Origin of the sequence: Parabacteroides sp. CH2-D42-20, from assembly GCF_003670185.1 — a bacterium.
Lineage (GTDB): Bacteria > Bacteroidota > Bacteroidia > Bacteroidales > Tannerellaceae > Parabacteroides > Parabacteroides distasonis.
This window is the reverse complement of the sequence record NZ_RAYG01000016.1, coordinates 81,417-103,832: the sequence shown is the minus strand read 5'-3', so window position 1 is coordinate 103,832 and position 22,416 is coordinate 81,417. Positions and strand designations below refer to the sequence as shown.

General features: G+C 48.8%; 22 protein-coding genes. 2 read left to right on the top strand and 20 right to left on the bottom strand.

Translation table 11 applies throughout. From position 1 onward, the window contains the following. Positions 1–74: 74 nt before the first annotated feature. The 5 genes from D7V92_RS11560 to D7V92_RS11540 are packed head-to-tail and all read right to left on the bottom strand — an operon-like array spanning position 75 to position 4,942. A complete protein-coding gene (locus D7V92_RS11560; RefSeq protein WP_009017484.1) occupies positions 75–689 on the bottom strand; it encodes an aminotransferase class IV family protein in 615 nt (204 codons plus the stop codon). Then, positions 673–1,680, bottom strand: coding sequence for an aminodeoxychorismate synthase component I (locus D7V92_RS11555; protein WP_121772915.1), 1,008 nt, complete (start codon positions 1,678–1,680; stop codon positions 673–675). Before D7V92_RS11555 ends, D7V92_RS11560 begins: the two co-directional genes overlap by 17 nt. Continuing rightward, the gene (locus D7V92_RS11550; protein WP_011966339.1) at positions 1,680–2,555 is read right to left on the bottom strand and encodes a carbon-nitrogen hydrolase; all 876 of its coding nucleotides are present in this window, start codon (positions 2,553–2,555) and stop codon (positions 1,680–1,682) included. The genes D7V92_RS11555 and D7V92_RS11550 overlap by 1 nt, the downstream gene beginning before the upstream one ends. A gap of 19 nt (positions 2,556–2,574) precedes the next feature. Then, positions 2,575–3,603 carry an agmatine deiminase family protein gene (locus tag D7V92_RS11545; protein ID WP_121772914.1) on the bottom strand — a complete coding sequence of 343 codons (1,029 nt, stop codon included), beginning with the start codon at positions 3,601–3,603 and terminating at the stop codon, positions 2,575–2,577. Next, a complete protein-coding gene (locus D7V92_RS11540; RefSeq protein WP_121772913.1) occupies positions 3,593–4,942 on the bottom strand; it encodes an MATE family efflux transporter in 1,350 nt (449 codons plus the stop codon). The genes D7V92_RS11545 and D7V92_RS11540 overlap by 11 nt, the downstream gene beginning before the upstream one ends. Positions 4,943–5,004: 62 nt before the next feature. Between D7V92_RS11540 and D7V92_RS11535 the strand changes: the two genes are divergently transcribed. Next, positions 5,005–5,481 carry a GAF domain-containing protein gene (locus D7V92_RS11535; RefSeq protein WP_057317112.1) on the top strand — a complete coding sequence of 159 codons (477 nt, stop codon included), beginning with the start codon at positions 5,005–5,007 and terminating at the stop codon, positions 5,479–5,481. Between the two features lie 151 nt (positions 5,482–5,632). On the opposite strand, the gene D7V92_RS11530 is transcribed toward D7V92_RS11535, so the two are convergent. The 9 genes from D7V92_RS11530 to D7V92_RS11490 form a co-directional block, all read right to left on the bottom strand. After that, entirely contained in the window at positions 5,633–8,512 is a 2,880-nt protein-coding gene (locus tag D7V92_RS11530) for a PD-(D/E)XK nuclease family protein (RefSeq protein ID WP_121772912.1), read from the bottom strand. Between the two features lie 69 nt (positions 8,513–8,581). Further along, the gene (gene mgrA / locus D7V92_RS11525; RefSeq protein WP_008772101.1) at positions 8,582–9,574 is read right to left on the bottom strand and encodes an L-glyceraldehyde 3-phosphate reductase; all 993 of its coding nucleotides are present in this window, start codon (positions 9,572–9,574) and stop codon (positions 8,582–8,584) included. A gap of 19 nt (positions 9,575–9,593) precedes the next feature. Beyond that, positions 9,594–11,129 carry a sulfatase gene (locus tag D7V92_RS11520; RefSeq protein ID WP_121772911.1) on the bottom strand — a complete coding sequence of 512 codons (1,536 nt, stop codon included), beginning with the start codon at positions 11,127–11,129 and terminating at the stop codon, positions 9,594–9,596. Between the two features lie 181 nt (positions 11,130–11,310). Then, positions 11,311–11,772, bottom strand: coding sequence for a DUF4293 domain-containing protein (locus tag D7V92_RS11515; RefSeq protein ID WP_005862150.1), 462 nt, complete (start codon positions 11,770–11,772; stop codon positions 11,311–11,313). A gap of 76 nt (positions 11,773–11,848) precedes the next feature. Next, positions 11,849–12,181: a DNA-directed RNA polymerase subunit omega gene (locus tag D7V92_RS11510; protein WP_005856752.1), complete on the bottom strand. Its 333-nt coding sequence runs from the start codon at positions 12,179–12,181 to the stop codon at positions 11,849–11,851. A gap of 24 nt (positions 12,182–12,205) precedes the next feature. Continuing rightward, a complete protein-coding gene (locus D7V92_RS11505; RefSeq protein WP_005856750.1) occupies positions 12,206–13,015 on the bottom strand; it encodes an outer membrane protein assembly factor BamD in 810 nt (269 codons plus the stop codon). A gap of 66 nt (positions 13,016–13,081) precedes the next feature. Further along, positions 13,082–13,507: a hypothetical protein gene (locus tag D7V92_RS11500; protein WP_005856748.1), complete on the bottom strand. Its 426-nt coding sequence runs from the start codon at positions 13,505–13,507 to the stop codon at positions 13,082–13,084. Positions 13,508–13,527: 20 nt separating this feature from the next. Continuing rightward, on the bottom strand, positions 13,528–14,829 hold the full coding sequence (locus D7V92_RS11495; RefSeq protein WP_008772099.1) for a phenylacetate--CoA ligase family protein: 1,302 nt from the start codon (positions 14,827–14,829) through the stop codon (positions 13,528–13,530). Positions 14,830–14,935: 106 nt separating this feature from the next. Further along, the gene (locus D7V92_RS11490) at positions 14,936–15,745 is read right to left on the bottom strand and encodes a DUF1080 domain-containing protein (RefSeq protein WP_022192133.1); all 810 of its coding nucleotides are present in this window, start codon (positions 15,743–15,745) and stop codon (positions 14,936–14,938) included. A gap of 112 nt (positions 15,746–15,857) precedes the next feature. Here D7V92_RS11490 and D7V92_RS11485 point away from each other — a divergent pair, with 112 nt between their 5' ends. Next, a complete protein-coding gene (locus tag D7V92_RS11485; RefSeq protein WP_005856741.1) occupies positions 15,858–16,496 on the top strand; it encodes an HAD family phosphatase in 639 nt (212 codons plus the stop codon). A gap of 256 nt (positions 16,497–16,752) precedes the next feature. Here D7V92_RS11485 and D7V92_RS11480 read toward each other — a convergent pair whose 3' ends face one another. From D7V92_RS11480 to D7V92_RS11455, 6 genes are all read right to left on the bottom strand, one after another. Continuing rightward, a complete protein-coding gene (locus D7V92_RS11480) occupies positions 16,753–17,235 on the bottom strand; it encodes a porin family protein (protein WP_008772096.1) in 483 nt (160 codons plus the stop codon). A 43-nt stretch (positions 17,236–17,278) separates the two neighbouring features. Continuing rightward, a complete protein-coding gene (locus tag D7V92_RS11475) occupies positions 17,279–18,919 on the bottom strand; it encodes a dipeptidase (protein WP_008772095.1) in 1,641 nt (546 codons plus the stop codon). A gap of 12 nt (positions 18,920–18,931) precedes the next feature. After that, positions 18,932–20,341 (bottom strand): sodium:proton antiporter NhaD, encoded by a 1,410-nt coding sequence (gene nhaD, locus D7V92_RS11470; RefSeq protein WP_005856736.1) that lies wholly within the window; start codon positions 20,339–20,341, stop codon positions 18,932–18,934. A gap of 4 nt (positions 20,342–20,345) precedes the next feature. After that, positions 20,346–21,191 (bottom strand): deoxyribonuclease IV, encoded by an 846-nt coding sequence (nfo, locus tag D7V92_RS11465; RefSeq protein ID WP_057327723.1) that lies wholly within the window; start codon positions 21,189–21,191, stop codon positions 20,346–20,348. Positions 21,192–21,219: 28 nt separating this feature from the next. Next, positions 21,220–21,696 carry a PaaI family thioesterase gene (locus tag D7V92_RS11460; protein ID WP_005856732.1) on the bottom strand — a complete coding sequence of 159 codons (477 nt, stop codon included), beginning with the start codon at positions 21,694–21,696 and terminating at the stop codon, positions 21,220–21,222. A gap of 107 nt (positions 21,697–21,803) precedes the next feature. After that, positions 21,804–22,343: a pyruvoyl-dependent arginine decarboxylase gene (locus tag D7V92_RS11455; RefSeq protein ID WP_005856730.1), complete on the bottom strand. Its 540-nt coding sequence runs from the start codon at positions 22,341–22,343 to the stop codon at positions 21,804–21,806. Positions 22,344–22,416: the final 73 nt, after the last annotated feature.

Below are 22,416 nucleotides of genomic sequence, written 5' to 3'. Positions count from 1 at the left end.
GTAAGAGGCCACACGGATATCGGCGTAACCCCTTACCTATATAGGCACAGGGCCACGCCGATACTCGCGTAGTGTCATACGTATATACGTGTGATCTCATCGATTTCGCCGAACCCGATCAAGGCGTTAAACAGACGGATCCGGGTATACTTAGGCAGATCCTCTACCGGGATATCCTCGGCCTGTACCAAGCCTTTATCCAATAAGTAAGCACGCATCGTACCACATAACAAAGGGCGTGCGGGAGTGATCCAAGAGGTGCCATTCCAAAGGGCGACATTGCAAATGGAAGTATCGGTCAGCAAACCGTCACGGATGATCAGGATATCGTCATGCCCCCCTCGTTGGGCGAATAAATCATTTAAGCATTGGCGATCCGTACTCTTATAGGAATAATCGATCTCATCGCATGTAACCAATCGCAAGGAATGAACCGGACGCATACGGTAAGGAACGTATTCTACCTGTAAGACCTCGCGGGTATATTCCACCCGGCATTTGGTACGTTCTTGATGAGGCCCCGGATGAATATAACCCGCGAGATCAATTTCTTCTCTCGCTCCGAATAGCTCCCTGCGGGTACGGTTCATACGGGCATTATGGTACGGAAGGTTATGTATCCGTCCCCTCTCGATACGGATCGTCTCCACAAACGGACTCCCTGATAAGGTCTCAATAGATGGGCACATATACTTTTTGTTTCATCTCGTTATACTCCGATCTCACATCACTTTTAGAGGTGATTCCCCCACCGCTCTTGAAAACAAACGAACGGGGAGAGACTTGTTCCATAAAACGGATCATCACGGCGCTGTCTAAATATTGGCCGTCAAAATACCCCATCACCCCCGTATAGAAGCCCCGCTCATAGGTTTCCGCCTCGGCGATGATCTCCAAGGTCTTTTTCTTGGGAGCGCCCGTGATGGAGCCGGCAGGCAAGAGGCTGAACAAAATCTCCCCGACATGGCCGTTCCATCCCTCCGGCAACCGGCCTCTTATCTCAGAGCTGACCTGCAACAAACTTCCGTTATGCGTACGCAATTCATCGATATAACGATACCGGGGAACACAAACCTCGGAGGCTAGGATACTCAAGTCATTCCGGATCAAATCCACGATCGTGGCATGCTCCGCCGCTTCCTTGGGATCATCGAGGATACGTCTCCGGGCATCGGGCAGCGTAGCGTCAATCGTACCTTTCATGGGATACGAATAGATGAGACCATCCCGCGTCCGCACGAATATCTCGGGCGAGAATACCACGAAACGATCCCGCATCCAAAGCTTATACATCGCCTTGGAATGGTAAAAGATATCTTTCAAGGAGAGGTTCGTATATACCGGAGTAGCGCATGTCAAGTTTACCAAATAAGAATTACCCGCATGGATATGCCGGGAAACGGTCTCGAATGAATGGACATACTCCTCGAAAGAAACATACGAGGGTTGCCATTCAACAGGTTCTCCGGATATAAGATGAGAGGAATCCCGCAAGTTACATTCGTGATTTATATTCGTAAAGCCGTTCAAATCGTACAATAACTCGGAGGGAGCGATCTCTTCCGGACTCTCCACGTAGATCCGCTCTCGTTTATAATCAATGATAAAAAGGAAAGGCCGTCCCGCTTTCCCCATTTCGTTCATGCGGAAGATGGCCTCTTCTTGCGTGTATTCGGTCATTATACTAAAAATCGTTCTGTCAAACCACCAAACGCATCGATACGGCGATCCCGGAAGAAAGGCCACCAACGACGCACGTTCTCACCGCGAGTCTTGTCGATCTCTATCACACGTACCTCCTCCTCGTCATTCGGGAATACGGTTAATAGCTCACCTTGGGGACCGGCCGCGAAACTGTTTCCCCAAAACCGGATACCGCCCGTTTGTCCCGAAGGGTCCGGCTCATGCCCGGTACGATTTACGGAAATGACCGGGAGTCCGTTCGCCACGGCATGTCCCCGCTGTATGGTCACCCACGCACCCAGCTGACGGTCCTTCTCTTCCTGCGTATCGCTACTTTCCCAGCCGATAGCGGTCGGATAGATCAACATCTCGGCGCCACGCATAGCCATCAAACGGGCTGCTTCCGGATACCATTGATCCCAGCAAACCAACACACCAAGACGCCCCACAGAGGTATCGATAGGCTCAAAGCCTAAATCACCGGGGGTAAAATAGAACTTCTCGTAATAAGCGGGGTCATCCGGGATATGCATCTTGCGGTATTTTCCGGCGATCGTACCGTCTTTCTCCAAGACGACGGCCGTGTTATGGTACAGGCCCGGGGCACGCTTCTCGAAAAGGGAAAGTACCAAGACGATACCCAATTCTTTCGCCAAGGCACCGAAGGTTTCCGTCGATGGGCCGGGGATCGTCTCTGCCAAGTCAAACATACTCGTATCTTCCGTCTGGCAGAAATACAGGCCGTTATGCAGTTCTTGCAAGACGACCAATTCCGCTCCCTCCCGGGCAGCCTTACGGATATTTACCTTTAGCTTCTCTATATTCGCCGCTCTGTCAGCGGTATTCTTTTGTTGTATTAATCCTACTTTCATATTTAATTGGTTGTAGTTGTTATTCGATAAAACCTTCCGGATACTGCATCGTTACGCAATGCAGGGAACCGTGTTGCTTGATAAGCGGAAGGCAATTGATACCCACGATCTCACGGTCCGGGAACGCTTCCCGCAAAGCAGCTTTAGCGATCTCATCTTTCGGTGAGTCATAGAACGGAACCAATACGGCCCCATTCATGATCAGGAAATTAGCGTAGGTAGCGGGCAAGCGCTCCCCTTCCCATTCCACCTTATCGGCCATCGGAAGTGGAATCAGACGATAAGGCTCACCATTCGCCCTAGTAAACTCCTTGATCTCCTCCTCCATCGCCTTCAATTCCTCATAATGCTCATCTTCCTCATCCTCGCAACGGACATAAGCGATCGTATCCTCGCTACAGAAACGGGCGAGCGTATCCACGTGGCTATCCGTATCGTCTCCGGCTAAATAACCGCTGGTAATCCAAAGGATACGATCCAAGCCAAATACGTCTTTCAAATAACGTTCCAATTCCTCCTGTTGCAAATACTCATTACGGTTTACGGATGCCAGACACTCAACGGTAGTCATCAACGTACCTTTCCCATCCGATTCGATACTACCGCCTTCCAGCACGAAAGGTTGCATATTAGCGGGCACCACCTCACCGGAGAAGGTCTTCATATGACAAAGATTACGGGTAATCAAATTATCATGATTGGCGGCGAACTTCATTCCCCAGCCATTGAACACGAAATCATAAAGCATGGGCGTTCCCTCATCGAAGACGGAGATCCCCCCGTGATCCCGTGCCCACGTATCGTTTGTATCCATCTCACGGAAAATGATACGGTCGTAATCAACCTCACCCAATTGTTCACGTACGGCGGTCTCGTCCGGACAGACAATCAATAACTTCTCTCGCTTGATCACTTCCTTGGCGATAGCCACGAAGCAAGGAATCACCTCGTCCAATATCGGGGCCCAATCCGTATTCTCATGCGGCCACGTAAGCTGCACGGCACTTTGCGGATACCATTCCGCAGGTAATATCACGTTATGTTCCATATTTGAATTGTTTAAATTGTTTCACAAGCACGATCGCCGTCACGATCGCCGCCACCGTATCGGCGATAGGCATACTGATCCAGACACCGAGAGTTCCGAATAACGGGGGGAGGATGATTAAACAGGGTATCAAGAAAAGCATCTGCCGGGTCAAGGAGAGAAAGATCGCTTTCTTAGACATGCCGATGGAAAGGAAGAAATTAGTCGCCACCATCTGGAAGCCCACGATCGGGAATACGGCGAAGACGATGTGCAGGCCATAAGAGGCGGCACTGATCAACTCCCCGTCACTCGTAAACATACGGACGATCCACGACGGCACCAACTGGCAAAGCAAGAACCCCAGCGTAGCCACTCCTACCGCCCAGCGCATCGTCAGGCGGGTCACGTCCGTCACCCGGGAATAGAGCCGGGCACCATAATTATAACCGGCTATCGGTTGCATACCCTGATTAAATCCCATGATAATCATCACGAAAAGAAAAGCGATACGGTTCACGATACCATAAGCGCCAATCGCCATATCTCCCCCATGCTCTTTCAATCCCCGGTTGATAAGGATCACGATCAAGCAGGAACAAAGGTTCATCAAGAACGGAGATAAACCGATCGACAAGATACCTTTCACGATCTCCGAGCGCAGCCTATAAATACCTTTCTTGAAATGAAGGAGTTGTTTCGGTCCCGAGAAATGAATCAACTGCCCGGTAAGCGAGATCACCTGCGAGATCACCGTCGCCCAAGCCGACCCTTTTATACCCCATCCAAACCCAAAGATAAACAACGGATTCAAGGCGCAATTTATAACAACCGACGCCAACGTAGCATACATCGCCATCCTCGGAAAACCCGAGGAACGCAAGACCGCATTTAATCCCAGATACATATGCGTAACCACATTGCCATACAGAATAATCCGCATATAATCACGGGCATATGAGATCGTGTTCTCACTAGCGCCGAAAAAGTACAGCACGGGATCAAGCAAGAACAGGAAAGCGATCGTGAAAGCGACACCCAGAACCACATTTAAGATCAACACATTCCCCAACACCTTATTCGCCCCCTCATAATCTTTCTGCCCCAGCTTCACGGCAACCAACGTAGAGGCGCCGACTCCCACCAACGAACCGAAGGCGGCCGCCAAGTTCATCAACGGAAAGGTCAAGGCTAGGCCGGAAATCGCTAACGCCCCCACTCCATGGCCAATAAAAATGCTATCGGCCATATTATATAAAGAAGAAGCTGTCATTGCGATAATCGCAGGAATCGCATATTGCGTAAGTAATTTACCGATAGGCTCGGTCCCTAATACCAATGGAGAATTTTGTTTTGTCATGCCGCAAAGATACGGATATTTCGATTTATTCTTTATATTCGCGACCTTATAATAGTTTAAATATGGCAGAGGAACTACGGATTAAAAACGGTGATAAACAGGAAATGTATGAGACGTTGCTCCCGCAAATCGCCTCATTGGTAGGTAACGAGACCGACCTAATCGCTAACATGGCGAACATCGCCGCGGCACTCAAGCAGACTTTCGGTTTCTTTTGGGTAGGTTTCTACCGGGTCATAGACAATCAGTTGGTATTAGCGCCTTTTCAAGGCCCTATCGCCTGTACACGAATCAAATACGGAAAAGGGGTCTGCGGCACGGCCTGGAAGGAGACCCGTACGATCATCGTACCGGACGTAGACGCTTTCCCGGGACATATCGCTTGTAGCTCGGCGTCACGCTCTGAGATCGTAGTTCCCGTGATATGGGAGGATAAGGTAATCGCTGTCCTTGATATAGACAGTGATCAACCGGATAGTTTCGATGAGACTGATCAGATCTTTTTGGAAAAGATAGTGGAATTGCTTCCTCATCAGTAAGCCTCGCCTCAGTACTTCGCAAGAAGTACTGTAGTACTGCCTAAGAGGTACCGCAGTACTTTGTAAGGAGTACTCCAGTACTATCCGGAGAAATACCACAGTACTTTACAAGGAGTACTCCGGTACTCTCCCAGAAGTACCGGGACAAATGCTACTTACCGCAAATACCCTTGAACGGACAATAAGAGCAAGCCTTCCCCGTAGGGGTTTGCGTAAAGGGAATTTCCGGATTGAAGATCTCGTCCAAGCAGCCCCGCAACCCCTCCTCGAACGCTTGGGCATAACCGGAGAAATCCTCTACCTTCTCCGACTTCCCCCGTTCGATACGATGGTAGACAGATGGGTCGAACGGATCGGCGAAGAGGGAACGGACGTAATAAATGCCCGGTTGTATCGTCTTTCCCTTGTTCTCGGTGAGATGGGCGTACATCCAGCAATACATGAATACCTGCATCACGGCTTTCGCACGATCTTTCTCCTCCTTGTTGAATAGGCTCTCGATACTACTGAAAGTCGTAGTTCCGCTACCGCTCTTGTAATCGATGATACGGATGGCGTCGCGAACCTCGTCCACACGATCGATAAAGCCTTTCAACCGGATCTCGGAATGGTCGGAAAGGCTGATCAAGCCGTTTATCTTACGCTCGGACTCGATGTAAACGAAAGGGGTCAGCTTGCCGTCACGCTCCAAGATCTTCTCCACGTATTTGCGGATCATCTCGCCGATCAGGTAGTTTTGTCCGGTAAGGGAGCGAACCACCTCTGTCTTGAAAAACTCGCTGGCGAAAGCCCGGGCGATAGCTCCGGTAAGCAAGGCCGTATCCTTACGGATCGCTTTCAGCAAATCCACGGTCACCATCTTCCCTTGGAACGGCTTGTAAAGCTCCTCCATCACTTTATGTAAGATGCTTCCGAATACATCGCTCTCGATCGTCTCGCTCACCTCCTCTTCCTCTCGAATGCCTTCCACGACGGAAAAATAGAATTTCAACGGGCAATCCAGATACGTATTGATAGCGCTCGCCGAGATCGCCTTGCTCCCCCCTTTCCGGTAAGCGTCTAAACGGCGCATGATATCCTCCCTTTTCGGCACGGCCAATGGCGGGGTCTTGGAGGAAGATACGTTATAGACCACCAATTTATCTCGCATCGGCACCTCATAATGATAATGCAACTGGTGGACAAAGCGACTTACCTCTCCCGTCTGCAATCCGTTGCTGCGGGTATCGTATAAAAGGCTCACGTGGCTGGCACGCTCTATCAAACGATAGAAATGGTAGGCCCATACGCTATCTTGATGCTCGTAGGTAGGCAACCCGAAACCTCTGCGTAGGTTATAAGGGATAAAGGAGTTCGCCGCTTTCCGCTGCGGGAAAATACCCTCGTTCATGGATAAGATAATCAGACGGTCGAAATCCAGGGCACGGGTCTCGAGCACACCCATAATCTGGAGGCCGGAAAGCGGCTCGCCGTGGAAAGGGATCGTGATCGTATCGGTTACCCGCTTCAATAGGCGGAAGAAGGTATCTATTTTCATCTCTATACGAGCGTCTTTCATTACCTCTTTCATGCGGTTTACCGTGGTGAAATAATGGAAGATGAACTCTTGCTCCAAATCGTTCGTCCGTAGGGTAGCGTCCTCCTCTTCTTCATCGGAAAGGGCGGACATAACCTTGTTCAGCTCTTCCAACACCTTGATCAGATAGTCCGAGAAGGCCTCCACCCCGGTCACCGGCGTGAACAGGATTTCTAGCAAAGGCGTTTTCTCTAACTCCGTATGCGAGATATAGATCTTGTTGTTCTCCGTGATCTCTTTCACCAAGGAGGAAATAATCTCCGGTGAGGTGGAGAGGATATAGCGATGGTTCAATACCGGCAGCACGTCACGGAAATAGAACAGCGGATTCCGGTCTATGTAGCGTACGTTCTTCTGCAACGCCAAGATATACTCGATCAACGAGGCGACCGGGGTTCCCGCCAAGGGATAACCCATCGTGACGTTGATGCGCCGGATTTGCTCCGGTATGGCGTTCAGCACCGGGATCAGCAGATGTTCATCGGGCAAGATCACCGCCGTACGCAGGGCTTCTTCCGAGCTCATCTCCGCTTCCTTGCACCAATCGCTCAACAGGGTGTAGACGTGCTTGGCCTGCCCGATACCGGAAGGGATGCCGATCACCTCGATCTCGGTCTTTACCTTCTCCTCGGGGGGTAATTTCATCGAGGAAGGGAAGCTCTTCAGGTTACGGGAGACGAAGTAAGAAGCCTTATTATCCGGATCGGTTACCTTATCGGATACATAATCCCAATAGAAATCCGCTATCTCCCGCTTCTGCAACTGGGCTAAGAAACGTTCTTCCGATACGGACAAGGCGTTCAAACCGACGAAGACAATTCGCTCGTAAGGTAAATCCGGAGACTCGCCCCGTTCCATGCTTTCCACGACCTCCCGGAAGATCATGCCCTCGTAGCCTTTTCCCTCGGCGGCCAAGGTCGCACGGAATTCCTCATAGAGATCGTATAGCACTTGCCAGACCGCCAAGAACTGTTGCTGGTTCGGCGTATCGCCCCGGGGATAAAAACTGGACCAGAAACTACGGATAGCGGCGATCTGCTCATCACTTAAGAAATCGAAATCATTCTCTATCTCCCGTAGGTCCGTCACGTTACTGAATAGCATGCGGGCATTTGCCATGTACTTATCGATATCGTCGAAGTCGTTGAGCAACATCTCGCCCCAATACAGGAATTCATCGAAAGTCTCGGTGGAACCGCTTTGGCGGATGTAGATGTCGTACAGGGTAAAAAGCATACTGATCCGGTCGGCGGATTGTTTTCCGCTCAACTGGATAAAGAGATCGTTGATCGTAAGGATTGTCGGAGAGAAAAGGGGAATATCGGCTACCTCCGAGAGATATTTCTGGAAGAAAAGTCCCGTACGCCGGTTTGGGAAAACAAAGGCCAGACGACTGACCTCCGCTCCCCATTTCTCGTAAAAAAGAGACGCTACTTGATATAAGAACGGTTTCATTTATTCTAAAATTTGTACAGGCTGCGGAGACGGGGCACGCCCCGTCTCTACAATCGGATACGATTCACGTTATATTAAGATGTTCTCTATCTCCTGCAATTCTTCCCCGGAGAAAGAGATATTATCTAACGCCTTCAGGTTATCCATTAATTGGGCGACAGAGCTAGCGCCAATTAATACGCTAGTTACCCGTTCGTCCTTTAATAACCAAGCGAGCGCCATCTCCGCCAAGGTCTGTCCACGGCGGGCGGCTACCTCGTTTAGCTTACGGGCCTTTTCCACGGCCTCCGGGGTAACTTGAGAGGTCTGCAAATGGCCGGTCGATTTCGCCGCACGAGAATTCTCCGGGATTCCACGCAAATACTTATCCGTAAGCAAGCCTTGCGCCAACGGCGAGAACGCTATCATACCCACACCCTCTTCCTTCAATACAGGCAATAAATCCGGTTCCGTCCAACGATCGAACATCGAATAGCGGGCTTGGTGAATCAGGCAAGGCACCTTATGTTCTTTCAGTACGGCCAAGGCCTTACGGGTCTGGTCCGCGTCATAGTTGGAGATACCTACATACAAAGCCTTTCCTTGCCGGACGATATCAGCTAAGGCCCCCATCGTCTCCTCGATCGGAGTCTCCGGGTCCGGACGATGGGAGTAAAAGATATCCACGTATTCCAGTCCCATCCGTTTCAAGCTCTGATCCAAGCTAGCCATTAAATATTTACGGCTTCCCCAGTTCCCATACGGTCCCGGCCACATATCGTAGCCCGCCTTCGTAGAGATAATCATCTCATCCCGATAAGCGCCCAAGCCCTTCTTCAATATCCGGCCGAAATTCTCCTCCGCCGATCCGTAGGCCGGACCATAGTTATTCGCCAAGTCGAAATGAGTCACGCCATGATCGAATGCGGCGTGAGCGATCTGGATAAAATTACTGAACACATCCACACTACCAAAGTTGTGCCACAATCCCAAGGAAACGGCCGGCAATAAGATACCGCTCCGTCCGCACCGCCGATATATCATATCCGCATAGCGATTCTCTTCCGCTTTGTAAAACTCCATATGCTCTTTCTTTTTTTAATTAATATATCTCATCCGGCCAAGGAACCGGTTTGCCTGTCGCCTTAAACGACGGACGTTGCCCGTCCACTTTCCGTAAATACGTACCCAATTCCCCGGACAGACGCTTTACGATATCGGGATGCTGCCTTGCCACGTCATTATGTTCCCCTATATCCTCCGTGATATTAAACAATTCCTTCTTCCCCGTCTCGTAATAATAGATCAGTTTCCAGTCTCCATTACGAACCGAGCAAGTCGGACCGATTCCCGGCCCGTCATTACCCCATATATTCGGGCAGTTCCAGAATAAGCTACGTCCCACGGAAGGATCTCCCGTACCTTTTAATAAAGGCATGAAACTGACGCCATCTATCGGCTGTACGGTCTTATACCCCTTTATGCCTGCCATCTCCAAGATAGTAGGATAGAAATCCTCGATAATCAAGTATTTATCACATTTGCTTCCCGGCTTCACCACCCCCGGCCAACGCACGATCATCGGCTCACGGACTCCTCCCTCATAGGCGGAGCCTTTACCACTGTTCAAGGGATAGTTTTGCGTATGGATCTCGCCGTCACGCCATCCGGGCTCGCTGGAAAGACCACCGTTATCGCTCATGAAGATCACGATCGTGTTATCCGCCTCGCCATTCTTCTCCAACCAGTCCATCAAATCGCCCAGACTCTTATCCATACCCTCTATCAAGGCAGCGTAAGCCGCCTCTTTAGCCGTTAACCCCTTATCGATATATTTCTGGTAGAAACGCTTGTCCTTATCAATCGGGATATGGATCGCATAATGTGACATATATAGGTAGAACGGCTGGTTATATTTCTTAGCCTTGTCCAACGCCTTGATCGCCTCCTGCGTCAAGGCCTCCGTAGCGAAGGTGTCGCTTCCCCAATACTTTTCCAATCCGGGGATAGCGTTCGGAGCGTAAGGTTTACCATCCTTGGTATGCCCGTAATTATTCTCGCCGAGGTAACTGGCGAGACCTCCGGCGGCATGCCCGGCTATATTGACCTCGAATCCCCAATGATGCGGGTCCTCCCCCGGGGTATCGATCGCCCCGAAATGCGCCTTGCCGCAATGGATCGTGTGATATCCGTTATTCTTCAATATCTGCACGAATGAAGTACCCACAAACGTATTATTCGTCCCGCCCACTTGGGCCACGCCGTTATAATTCCAATCCGGCAGGGTAAGCACATCACTCTCCCGGTCGGTCGTCTTATCCTTAAAAAGTGTCCAGTTCGTAACCCGGTGACGGGCGGCGTTCGTCCCCGTGATCAAGCTGCAACGGGTAGGCGAGCTAATACTGCTAGCGTAGGCTTGGGTAAACATCATGCCCTCTTTCGCCAATCGTTCCATGTTCGGGGTCTCATATACCTCATTATAATGCGTCTTTTGAGTCCAGAAAGGCAAGGACGTATCCTCCCATCCCATATCATCCACCAAGAACAGGATAATATTCGGGGGACAACTGGTATTCTGGGCGTTCGCTACCGCCGATACCGACAATAAAGCGATGGGGATAAGCTGAGTCTTCTTCATGATTGGTAACGGATATTTGTATTCTACGAAAGTAGATATATTTCACCGAAAAACAATATTGTTTCATATACAAAATAATATTGTCTTATGTATTATACTTTTCCGGACATAAAATAAGGGGCCCTTGACAAAAAGAGTCCCTTACCTAATATCTTATACCCAATGATTTATCTGGAAAGCCTTAACGCAAACGATCCAAAGAACGTACCAGCGCCTCATCGGCCCCGATATTACGGATCGCCAGATAATCCAAGATCAGATTGACCAACGGGAAGGAAAGAGCGATCTTAACACTTACGCTGGCACCTTCCATATCCCCCTTCAAGGAATAGATCAAGAAGGCGAAGAAACCATAAAAGCCCAATATCAGCAATGCGTTGAACACGCAAAGACGGATTTGCAGGATTCTTTTCTTATATAAGAAGATCGTCACCAAGGCAATGATAGCGATGATAGCAGTCAAGGCAAATAAGCCCCACGCCGGGTATAGTAATTCCGGCTCACCGATCATCGTGCTCAACCCGCTAGCATCGAACGAGAAGAGGGCGTCTCCTTGTTGCAACACGGCCAACGGCAAGAATAAGGTAGCGACCGTAAGCGCCACGATAATTAGCAGGTAAACAGTTTGTATTCTTTGTAACATGGTAATTAGTTCGTTTTAAATGGAAAGGCCGACTCATTTGAGGGTCAGCCTTTCCGATGTTCAAAAATATTTCTTCTTAGAAGTTATTCTTCTCTTTAGCAGGATTCTTGTAATAAACCTTGCCATCCTCGTACTCTTGAGCGGCGATCAACGTTGATTTCGGAAGTTTCTCATAGTAGCGTGAAATCTCGATCTGCTCACGGTTTTCAAAGACTTCCTCCAAGTTGTCATTGTAAGAAGCGAACTCTTGAAGTTTCTTTTCCAGATCTTGTTTCATCTCAACACTAATCTGATTCGCCCGTTTTGAAATGATAGCGACTGTCTCATATACGTTACCCGTTTCTTCACTTAACTTCATCATGTCACGGGTTACCGTATTGGTAGGAGCGTTTGATTTTCTGTAATCCATTTTCGTTTTATTGATTAAATTCGCTTAATATGCATCTGTAATTCGCTTGCTGGCATAGTCGTAGAACTTCGTTACCTGCTTTACGTAGTTACCTTCCGGATACTCGTTCATGTAGTTGTAATATTCGTCAACCACATCCCGGTAACGGCCCTGCAACTTCTCCTCTACGGATACTAGCGCCAACTCGTACTTCGCACGGATGATAAGGAACATGAATTCCTCACGATACTTGGAATACGGGTAATTCTTCAAGGCGTTCTGCGCCGTGATCACGCAAGACTGGAAGTTATTCCCCATATAGGTACCTAGATTGAAATACAAGCGAGTGGCCATCAATTCCTTGTAAGCCAACTTCTCCTGAAGCTCGAACATGATGTTCTGCGCTTCCTCGGCCCGTTCACTTTGCGGATAATACTCCAAATAAAGTTGCAACTGCTCGATCGCCTTATACGTCTGCGACTGGTCTAACCGGGGATCCGGAGAGTCCAGATACAAACCATAACCGGAATAGAAACGGGATAATTCCGTAAACTCCCCTTTCGGATAGGTCGTATAATAGGTCTCGAAGTATTGCGAAGCCGTCTGATAATCTTTCTGACCGTAATAGCTTTGCGCCAACAAGTACAAGGACTCCTCGGCATAAGCTGTTCCTTTAAAGATTGTAACCAGTTCATCCAGCAGAGTAGCGGATTTCGAGTATTGCTTCGCGTTGAAGTATTTCTTCGCGTACGAATATTTCAATTCGTAATCCGTGCTCTTCAGTATCTTATTATACTCTCCACAAGAGGATAATAGTACTGTCATCATCATCAGTAAAAATACAACCTTTTTCATTCACATACTTTTAGCGTGCAAAATTAGTGCTTTTAGGCGAATAAATGAAACCCAAAACGTTAATATTTACAACTTATATAAATCGCTGGCAGCGATCAATTCCAATTTATTCGCTTTCAAAACCTCCGCGCACTTATTGACATCGTCCGGACGGATGATCACGTTAGCAGCGTCGCCTTGAGAAAAAGCGTACATATATTCAATGAAGATCCCGGCCGAGGTAATGATATCCATCGCCTTTGCCAAGGCTCCCGGCTGGTTGGGACAATGCAAGCATACCACGTCGGCCACGCTTACAGCGTATAACTTTTCACGGAGCACGGATATCGCTTTCTCCGTATCGGATACGATTAGGCGAAGGATACCGAAATCGGAATTCTCGGCTACCGTAAAAGCGGACATATTGACCCCTGCCTCCCCTAATATCTTGGCGACTTCCGTAAAACGGCCTTTCTTGTTTTCCAGAAAGATTGATAATTGTTTTATTAACATAGTACTTAATCTTTTAGAGGTTATACTAACTTACGTTTATCGATCACGTGTTTTGCCTTACCCATACTACGTTCGATACTACGCGGCTCCACGATCTTGATGTCCGGTTGCAAACCGATCACGCTCTGCATGCGGGCGGCGATCTTCTTTTTCAAGGCGATCATCTTGTTCATCTCGTCCGAGTAGTATTCTTGGCGAACCTCCACCTGTATCTGGAAGGTATCGGTATTGTTCATACGATCCACCACGATCAGGTAATGCGCCTCAAACTCCGGCAGCTCCAAAATTACGGATTCTACCTGAGACGGGAAAACATTTACGCCACGAATAATCAACATATCGTCACTTCTACCTAAAATACGTCCCATACGAACCGCCGTACGTCCACAGGCGCACTTCTCGTAAGTCAGCGAGGTCAAATCACGTGTACGGTAACGAAGCATCGGCATACCCTCCTTCGTAAGCGTGGTGAAGACCAACTCTCCTACTTGTCCCGGTTCCACCGGTTGTAAGGTATTCGGGTCCACGATCTCCGGGAAGAAATGGTCTTCCCACAGGTGGGTACCGTTCTGGCACTCACACTCGCCTCCAACGCCCGGACCGCAGATTTCCGTCAAGCCATAAATATCGTAAGCCTTGATATTTAGTTTCGTCTCTAATTCCTTACGCATATTCTCCGTCCAAGGCTCGGCACCGAACGCTCCGACACGTAGCTGGAATTCCTCCAAGGGAATACCGGACTGGTGGATGGTCTCCGCCAGATACAAGGCGTAAGAAGGCGTACAAGCCAAACCCTTCGCCCCGAAGTCGTGCATCAACTGGATTTGTTTCTGGGTATTACCGCTACTCATCGGGATCACCGTACCACCGATATTCTCCACTCCGGCATGGGCACCCAAGCCTCCGGTAAACATTCCGTAGCCGTAGGATACTTGCACGGAGTCGTTCTTTGTCAAACCGTAGGCGGTCAGGCAGCGAGCCACGACCTCGGCCCAGATACCCAAGTCCTTACGGGTATATCCCACGACGATAGGCTTACCTGTCGTACCGGAAGAGGCATGCAGACGGACAATCTCGGACATCGGCACGGCCATCAAGCCGAAAGGATAATTATCACGCAAGTCTTGTTTTACCGTGAACGGTAATTTCGTTATATCATCTATTGTCTGTACATCGTCGGGAGTAATGCCCATCTCCTGCATTTTCTTACGATAAAACGGGGAGTTATGGTAAGCGTGTTCAACAACTCTTTTCAACCGTAGGCTCTGTAGTTTCCGCATTTCCTCACGGTCCATACATTCAATAGTTTCGTTCCAAATCATGGTATTTGTCTGTTATCTTTTAAAGTTAGTAGTCTAAATTCGCCGCAAAGTAACAACTTTTTTTAAATCGGTACTCTTTTGTTACGAAAAATTAGTCACGAGGCGATCATTTCAACTCCTTCACCTTGATATTGCGGAACGCTACCTCATCCCCATGATCCTGCAAAAGGATGTGTCCTTTCGGAGCCTCGCCGAAAGCACCACCCGCATTATAAGAAGGATCAGCGTATTTACTGCCCTTCACCAAATCACGGAACTCCTTGCTGCCACGCTCGTACTCCAATACCTTCACACCATTCAGCCAGTGCTCTACGTGGTTGTTCGGGAATACCTTCACCACGGCCGTATTCCACTCTCCTACGCCGTTGAAATGGATGTTCTCGCTTTTCTTCAGATCATACAAGCTTCCAAGGGTACGACTACCGGGGAAAGTCGTGTAAAGCTTGGCATCCGGGTGCTTAGCGTCATCCAATAGCTGGAACTCCAAGCCGTAAGCGGAGCCTTTTTGCTTCTCTTGCTCGGTCACGAAATATTTAATACCGCTGTTGGCCCCTTCGGTGATCTTAAAATCCACACTGAACTCAAAGGCGGAATATTCATCCTCCGTAACGATATCGCCTCCGTTCGTAGACTCGCTACCGTCGGATTTCTGCACGATCAATTCGCCGTCTTTCACCATCCATCCGTGATCCGGGAAAGCGTCTTTGTGCGCTCCACGCCAACCTTTCGTTGTCTTACCGTCAAAAAGGAGCGCCCAACCCTCGGCTTTCTCTTGGTCGGTCAATTGATTGATCGCCGGTGTAATTACGGCCATCGGTACTACCTTAGCTGTCTCTTCCGTACTTTGCGTGTTTTTTCCACCGCAGGCGCAAAGGATCATAGCGCTCATGGCGGTACAAATTACTAGTGTCTTCATGTCTTATTTATTTTTAATGTATATAATCAAGCAATGTGTGCGTCCACAAAGATAATCGATTTCATAAAAAATAGACGTATCTTCGCGATATAAATATTAAACGATTATTTATATGAAACAACTAAAGACCGCCTTGTTCGATTTTGACGGCGTAGTAGTAGATACGGAACCTATTTACGATTTATTCTGGAACGATGCCGCTAAACGTTATGGCTTAGGTATCGATAATTTCGCTGATATTATAAAGGGTACGACCCTACCGTATATTCTGGAGAAGTATTTTTCCGGATATACGGAGGAGTTCCGCCAAATGGTGACCAAAGAATCTACAGAGTATGAGAAGACGATGCCCTTGCCTCCCATGCCCGGCTCCATCGAGTTCATCCGTATGCTGAAGGAGCACGGCGTACAGATAGGCTTGGTTACCAGCTCGGATAACGCGAAGGTGAAACGGGCTTTCGGGCTTCTACATCTGGACAATCTATTCGATACCCTAGTGACCGCCGACCGCATCACGCAAGGTAAGCCCGATCCGATGTGTTATCTATTGGCGGCGAAAGACTTGAACGTATCTCCCGAGGATTGTATCGTATTCGAGGATTCTTTCAACGGCATACAGTCCGGGAAGGACGCAGGGATGCGTGTCATCGGGTTAAGTACGACGAATCCGGCGGAATCTTTAAGAGATAAAGTATATGAGGTAATCCCCAATTTCGAGAAAGTCACGTTCGAGGATTATTTGAGATGGTAAGCAATCGAGAAAAAGGAAATGATTATTTCCTTCATTCCTTCACCTACCCCTTTACACACACCCACACACATGTATGCGTACATTAATAATACGCGTATGCGTATACGTGCGTGTGTGTGTAGGAGCCGGTGAAGGAATGAAGGAATAAAGGAAACGCCTGTACCGTCAATGGGCTACACCAGTATCGGCGAGAGCCGGAAGCAGTACTGGTGTAACCCCACGGCAGTACTGCCGTGGGGCTGTGACTATATTGGGATCAGAAACTATATCCTACGCGAACACCCAGCATGGCCTGATCGAAATCCTTGATGATATTATACTTCACCTCCAATCCTATCGAAAGATTGTCGGTAGCATAAACCTCACCGCCTAAACCGATATTGGCTCCCAGACGAGTCTCGTTATGAGAAAGGCCATGGCCCGCATCCCAATTCCAAAAGGACAGACTAAGCCCCGCTAATGGATAAAAACCGAACATCTCACTTAACTTCACTACATAATGAGCATTCAAGTCGATCGCCCAAGTGCTGTGATTATCATTCTTTACGAAATAAGTAAGAGAGGGGCTCAAACGTACCGCATCCGTGATACAATAGCGGTAATCAACTCCTAACGTGGCATTCTTCGAATCGAATCCATAACCGATGTTAAATCCCACGGCAGATTGTCCTTGCTGCGTCTGCGCATAAGCTCCCAGACTAAAGACTGCTAACATCAGCATCATTACAAACTTTTTCATACGCTTTCTTTCGTTTAGTTCAACATTAGATTATTATTGGTATTTATTTTACTTTCAGTCGATCGCCGGCACTCTTCACGATGCTACGGTAATAGTCCTCGTCATATCCGGGAAAATCGGGAGACGCAGGCTGGCCGTACGGATTACGCTTGAACTGTCCGTTCACCTCTTTCTTCACGTTTCCATCGATGTATTTTACCAGCAAATACTCACCCAATTGCTTCCAGCGGGCGGTAGCGGAGTCTGAATTAGTCGTGCTATACCACGTTAAGAACTTGACAGCCTCCGCCGGGTCCTTGGCATACAACTCCTGAGCCGCCTTATCGATAGCCGGTACGGTCTCTTGATAACCATTCTCCAACTCCTGCTGTACCTTACGGATATCCTGAATCATGAAGCTATATTTGTGGTAAGCCATATTAGCCACCCAGTTATGAATCCAGAAAGCGGAAGTCCAAGAGAAGTTCAGCAAATCGCCGTTTCCCACCCGATAGCACTCCGGAACATCCGTTACCGACGCATATACAGGAGTGAAGACCGCCATATCAGCGTCGTCCACGGCAAACCACAAGATACCACCGATAGCGTCCGGCAACCAGTTACGCATTTGTGGAACAATCACGAAGCCCGTTTGTTGCGTCGCTATGGCACGTTCATTCGTATATTCCTGCCCGTCTACCTCGAACGTCATCGGCCGCCAGCGGTAAGGAACCTTATACGAGCCGGCACCGGCATCTTTCGTCATATCCAGATCCGTTCCCTCGTAATGGTCGCGCATGCCATTCTGTACGTCTTGAACGGAAAGCTTACGATTCGGCTTCACATACAGAGGCATCGGCTCCTTGGAAGGATCACCCTTGATAAAATCCATATACTGATCCATCGTGGTATCATATTTACGGAAGAAAGACCATACACGAGCCTCGCATCCACGCAAGGCGCTGAAATCATACGGGCAATAAGCCTTGGCGAAACTGAAATCAGCGTCCTTTCCCTTGAAATATCCTTTCTCACGGGCGAAAGAAACCACATCCGGCGAGTACATGCAATTCTCCTTATCGTCAAACGGTATCTGCTGGATACGGGACTGGTTGGCATGCGCCGAGATACAATCGTCCGGGATGCGGATCGCTACCCAAACGGCACCTTTGTTACCCGGTCCCTTGCCGATCATCTCCATCACCCAAGCCTCGTTCTTATCGGCGATAGAGAACGTCTCGCCACTGCTGTAATAGCCATATTCCTTTACTAAGTCCGTCATGACCTTGATCGCTTCACGAGCCGACTTGGAACGTTGCAAAGCGATGTAGATCAAGCTACCGTAATCCATGATACCCGTCGTATCCACCAATTCATGGCGTCCTCCGAACGTACTCTCCGTGATAGCCACCTGATGCTCGTTCATGTTACCCACTACGGAATAGGTCTTCTCCACTTGGGCGATCTTGCCCAGCGGTTTCCCCGTATCCCATTCCTTCACTTCCAACATGGCGCCCTTCGGCCATGTAGCGGCGGGCCAACGATACATCTCCCCATACAGGGAATGCGAGTCCGCCGCATAACTAATCATTACCGAACCGTCTGTCGAAGCCTTCTTGCCCACCAGCAAACCGGTACAGGCGATAGCCTCCACCCCGGATAACAGGGCGGCGCAAGCGGTTAATAAAATCCAACTCTTCTTCATATAAATAAAGTTTTAAGCAAATAAAAGCATATATACACCGGCGCCGCAACAATAGCCGATCAACGCCAAGATAGAGAACCGTTTCGTATAATACATAAAATCGATCTTCTCCAATCCCATTACCGTAACGCCCGTAGCCGATCCGATGATCAAGATGCTACCACCCGTCACGGCGCAATAAGCCAAGAAGGTCCAGAAACCACCGTCCGATACGAAGAACTGGGCATAAGGCGATAAGTCGGCCACCTGCTCCACGATCGGGTACATACCCATCGTAGCAGCTACCAAGGCTACGTTATCCACGCAGGAGGACAAGGCACCGATCACGAAGCTGATCAGATACGGCTCATGCACATGCTTATCCAAGAAAGCGGACATGATCCCTAGCTGCCCGGAAGTCTCCAATGCTCCCACGGCCATCAAGATCCCCAAGAAAAAGAAGATCGTAGCCAAATCGATATTCGGCAACAATTGGGAAATACGGAGTTTCTGGGACTCATGCATATGCAGCTTGCTATACATCAAATCCGTATAGAACCAAAGGATCACCAATCCCAGCAAGACGCCCAAGAACGGCGGCAAGTTCGTCACCATCTGGAAGACAGGCACCAACGCCAAGGAAAGCACGCCGATCACAAAGATCATCCGACGTGAGCGGTTCGGTATCTCTGGTATGTACTCGTCGCCTTGCTCCTCCTCGCTCAACACACGCAAGGTAGATCCTTTCTTGAACAACCAGAAATGGGCGATCGTCAACGGCACCAACATATTAACCAAAGCGGGGATAAATACGTGAGAGATCTGGTGCATCGCCGAGATATTCTTTCCGACCCAAAGCAAGATGGTCGTCACATCACCAATCGGCGACCATGAGCCACCGGCGTTCGCCGCTATAATCACCATACAGGCATATTTCAAACGATCCGTACGATCCGGTACCAGCTTACGCAACACCGCCATGATCACGATAGCGGCTGCCAAGTTATCCAACAAGGCGGAGAAGAAAAAAGTAGCGAAACTTATATACCACAACAGCTTACGTTTATTCGGCGTACGGATATACCCGGTCACGGCCCTAAAACCACCATGCTTATCCACGATATCCACGATCAACATGGAACACATCACGAAGAAAAGCGTCTCGGAGACGTTTCCTAAATGATAAACAATCGCACGGTTCGATATAAAATTAATAAATTGCTCATGCGGGGGCAAGCTGGCCATCTCCGGGTTCTGGGTCAAGAACTCTTGAAAGATCGTACTAGAGCGTTCGACGAAAATATTGTAGGCATCGAACATCAATATCATCCACATAGAGATAGCCATGAACAACGCTATGGCCGCTTTATTTATTTTGATCTTATCCTCCAAGGCAATAGCGAGGATTCCTAAGACAAAAATGACAGGCATTAAAATGAACATATAATCAAGATTTTAATTGTTTATATAGAAGCTGTATCTCCTCCGGCCAAAGCGCCTCGTCCGGGGTCTCTAGGATTAAGGGCATATTGTCGAAACGGGGGTCCGCCATGATCATGCGGAAGGTATCAAGGCCCATCAAGCCTTTACCGATACTCTCGTGCCGGTCCACACGTGATCCCTGCTCCTTTTTAGAATCGTTCAAGTGCATCCCCCTTAAATAAGAAAAGCCGACCACCTCGTCGAAATGACGGAATGTCTCGGAAAATCCCTCCGGTGTCTTTATATCGTAACCGGCGGCAAGCGTGTGCGCCGTATCGAGGCATACTCCCACCCGGCTCTTATCCTCTACCTCGTTTATAATATAGGCGATCTGCTCGAAGGTATATCCCAAGTTCGAGCCTTGCCCCGCCGTATTCTCTATCACGGCACATACGCCACTCGTCTGAGCCAACGTGATATTGATCGACTCGGCGATGCGAGACAGGCAGGTATCCACCTCCATCTTCCCCAAATGGCTTCCGGGATGGAAATTCAGCATTTTCAGTCCCAGTTGCTCGCAGCGTGTCATCTCGTCCAGAAAAGCGTCACGGGATTTCTGCAATCCCTCGGCGTCCGGGTTCCCCAGATTGATCAAATAGCTATCGTGCGGCAAGATACATCCCGGATCGTAACCGTACGCTTCACACCGCTCCTTAAATAAATGGATACTGTCCGCCTTCAACGGCTGCGACTTCCATTGCCTCTGATTCCGGGTGAAAAGGGCAAAAGCCTTCGCACCGATCTCATGGGCATTAACGGGGGCATTCTCAACCCCACCGACCGCACTCACGTGAGCCCCAACATACTTCATAATAACCTAACTTTTCTTTTTATTTATACTAATGTTCATCCTCAGTCTTACACCCACAAAAACCAAACTCCTCCATCGCACGTTCTTGCGGGGTGATGAAATAAACCATCTCGGCACGGGTACACAACTCATTCGCCGAGTTATAGATCTCGGTCTCTATGAAGATGGCGTTCCGTTTCCGGTCTGTCATCCGTCCCCGTATCGTCAGCTGGGGCTCGTCCGTAGAGATACTCTTCATAAACTTGGCGTCGAGGCGTGAAGTCACCCCGGAGGTCTGCAACTTCCGCAAGACCACCCAGCCGGCCAACTCATCCATCAGCGTAGTCTGTATACCTCCGTGCAACGTACGCAGCCATCCTTGGTAAGTACCTTGAGGCTTCCAGAACGCCACGATATCGTCACCATCCTCAAAAAACTCCATATGCAGCCCCAGCGGATTGTTCGGAGCGCAACCGAAACACATATAACCGTCCAGCCCTTCCCACGGATTAATTATCTTTTTCATATCACGAAAACAATATTTATATGTTTTTTGTTGCTCAAAGTTAACAAAAAAGCCGGCTCTTGAAAGGAACCGGCTCTATAAATATCACAAAAAATACTCAACACGACTTATTCCTCGATCTCCGGTTGAAGGAAATCCACGAAGCAAAGGGCGGCCAACGCCGTTCCATAGCGTTTCTCGATCGTGATTCCCTCGGTGATAAAGTTAAGCTCTCCAAGATAATACTTCCCATACGTCTTCTGATGAAGATCGTTGATAACACGGATCAGACGAGACTCAAGCTCCTCGATACGGTAACGTCCGCTGACCTCACACACAAGGCCACCAACCTTCTCATCAAAGTTCTCATCCTTATACATCCATGCGTAAACCACACCAGCAGACACGAACTCATCCTGATATCCATGGGATACAGCCATGATCGTTTTCATTTCCGAACCAAATGGAGGAAGGTCTAGTTCATCCATGGTTGCCAGATGTGCCGTAGCGGGTATCACTGACGAATACGTCATGATATTGAAATCAGAGATACCGGCGTCATAAAGAGCCATGTGGTAAGAACCAGCGTGTTTCTCCAAGTCTGATTCGCCACTTCCTTTTGTAATAAAAAAGGTGTTTGGAATTAAATTCCCAACTTTCTTTACCATCTACAAATATGTTTTACTAATTAATAAAAGCTTAAGAGCGCACAAAAATAGAAACTTTCGCGATATATAACGC

Excerpts from the sequence above, each read along its gene's own strand:
- D7V92_RS11480 (WP_008772096.1), bottom strand. The coding sequence starts at position 17,235 with ATGAAAAAGTTTGTAATGATGCTGATGTTAGCAGTCTTTAGTCTGGGA.
- D7V92_RS11535 (WP_057317112.1), top strand. The coding sequence starts at position 5,005 with ATGGCAGAGGAACTACGGATTAAAAACGGTGATAAACAGGAAATGTAT.
- mgrA (WP_008772101.1), bottom strand. The coding sequence starts at position 9,574 with ATGGAGTTTTACAAAGCGGAAGAGAATCGCTATGCGGATATGATATAT.
- D7V92_RS11555 (WP_121772915.1), bottom strand. The coding sequence starts at position 1,680 with ATGACCGAATACACGCAAGAAGAGGCCATCTTCCGCATGAACGAAATG.
- D7V92_RS11510 (WP_005856752.1), bottom strand. The coding sequence starts at position 12,181 with ATGGATTACAGAAAATCAAACGCTCCTACCAATACGGTAACCCGTGAC.
- D7V92_RS11540 (WP_121772913.1), bottom strand. The coding sequence starts at position 4,942 with ATGACAAAACAAAATTCTCCATTGGTATTAGGGACCGAGCCTATCGGT.
- D7V92_RS11495 (WP_008772099.1), bottom strand. The coding sequence starts at position 14,829 with ATGATTTGGAACGAAACTATTGAATGTATGGACCGTGAGGAAATGCGG.
- D7V92_RS11490 (WP_022192133.1), bottom strand. The coding sequence starts at position 15,745 with ATGAAGACACTAGTAATTTGTACCGCCATGAGCGCTATGATCCTTTGC.
- D7V92_RS11460 (WP_005856732.1), bottom strand. The coding sequence starts at position 21,696 with ATGAAAAAGATAATTAATCCGTGGGAAGGGCTGGACGGTTATATGTGT.
- D7V92_RS11530 (WP_121772912.1), bottom strand. The coding sequence starts at position 8,512 with ATGAAACCGTTCTTATATCAAGTAGCGTCTCTTTTTTACGAGAAATGG.
- D7V92_RS11500 (WP_005856748.1), bottom strand. The coding sequence starts at position 13,507 with ATGTTAATAAAACAATTATCAATCTTTCTGGAAAACAAGAAAGGCCGT.
- D7V92_RS11520 (WP_121772911.1), bottom strand. The coding sequence starts at position 11,129 with ATGAAGAAGACTCAGCTTATCCCCATCGCTTTATTGTCGGTATCGGCG.
- D7V92_RS11550 (WP_011966339.1), bottom strand. The coding sequence starts at position 2,555 with ATGAAAGTAGGATTAATACAACAAAAGAATACCGCTGACAGAGCGGCG.
- nfo (WP_057327723.1), bottom strand. The coding sequence starts at position 21,191 with ATGAAGTATGTTGGGGCTCACGTGAGTGCGGTCGGTGGGGTTGAGAAT.
- D7V92_RS11475 (WP_008772095.1), bottom strand. The coding sequence starts at position 18,919 with ATGAAGAAGAGTTGGATTTTATTAACCGCTTGCGCCGCCCTGTTATCC.
- D7V92_RS11505 (WP_005856750.1), bottom strand. The coding sequence starts at position 13,015 with ATGAAAAAGGTTGTATTTTTACTGATGATGATGACAGTACTATTATCC.
- D7V92_RS11515 (WP_005862150.1), bottom strand. The coding sequence starts at position 11,772 with ATGTTACAAAGAATACAAACTGTTTACCTGCTAATTATCGTGGCGCTT.
- D7V92_RS11455 (WP_005856730.1), bottom strand. The coding sequence starts at position 22,343 with ATGGTAAAGAAAGTTGGGAATTTAATTCCAAACACCTTTTTTATTACA.
- D7V92_RS11485 (WP_005856741.1), top strand. The coding sequence starts at position 15,858 with ATGAAACAACTAAAGACCGCCTTGTTCGATTTTGACGGCGTAGTAGTA.
- D7V92_RS11545 (WP_121772914.1), bottom strand. The coding sequence starts at position 3,603 with ATGGAACATAACGTGATATTACCTGCGGAATGGTATCCGCAAAGTGCC.
- D7V92_RS11560 (WP_009017484.1), bottom strand. The coding sequence starts at position 689 with ATGTGCCCATCTATTGAGACCTTATCAGGGAGTCCGTTTGTGGAGACG.
- nhaD (WP_005856736.1), bottom strand. The coding sequence starts at position 20,341 with ATGTTCATTTTAATGCCTGTCATTTTTGTCTTAGGAATCCTCGCTATT.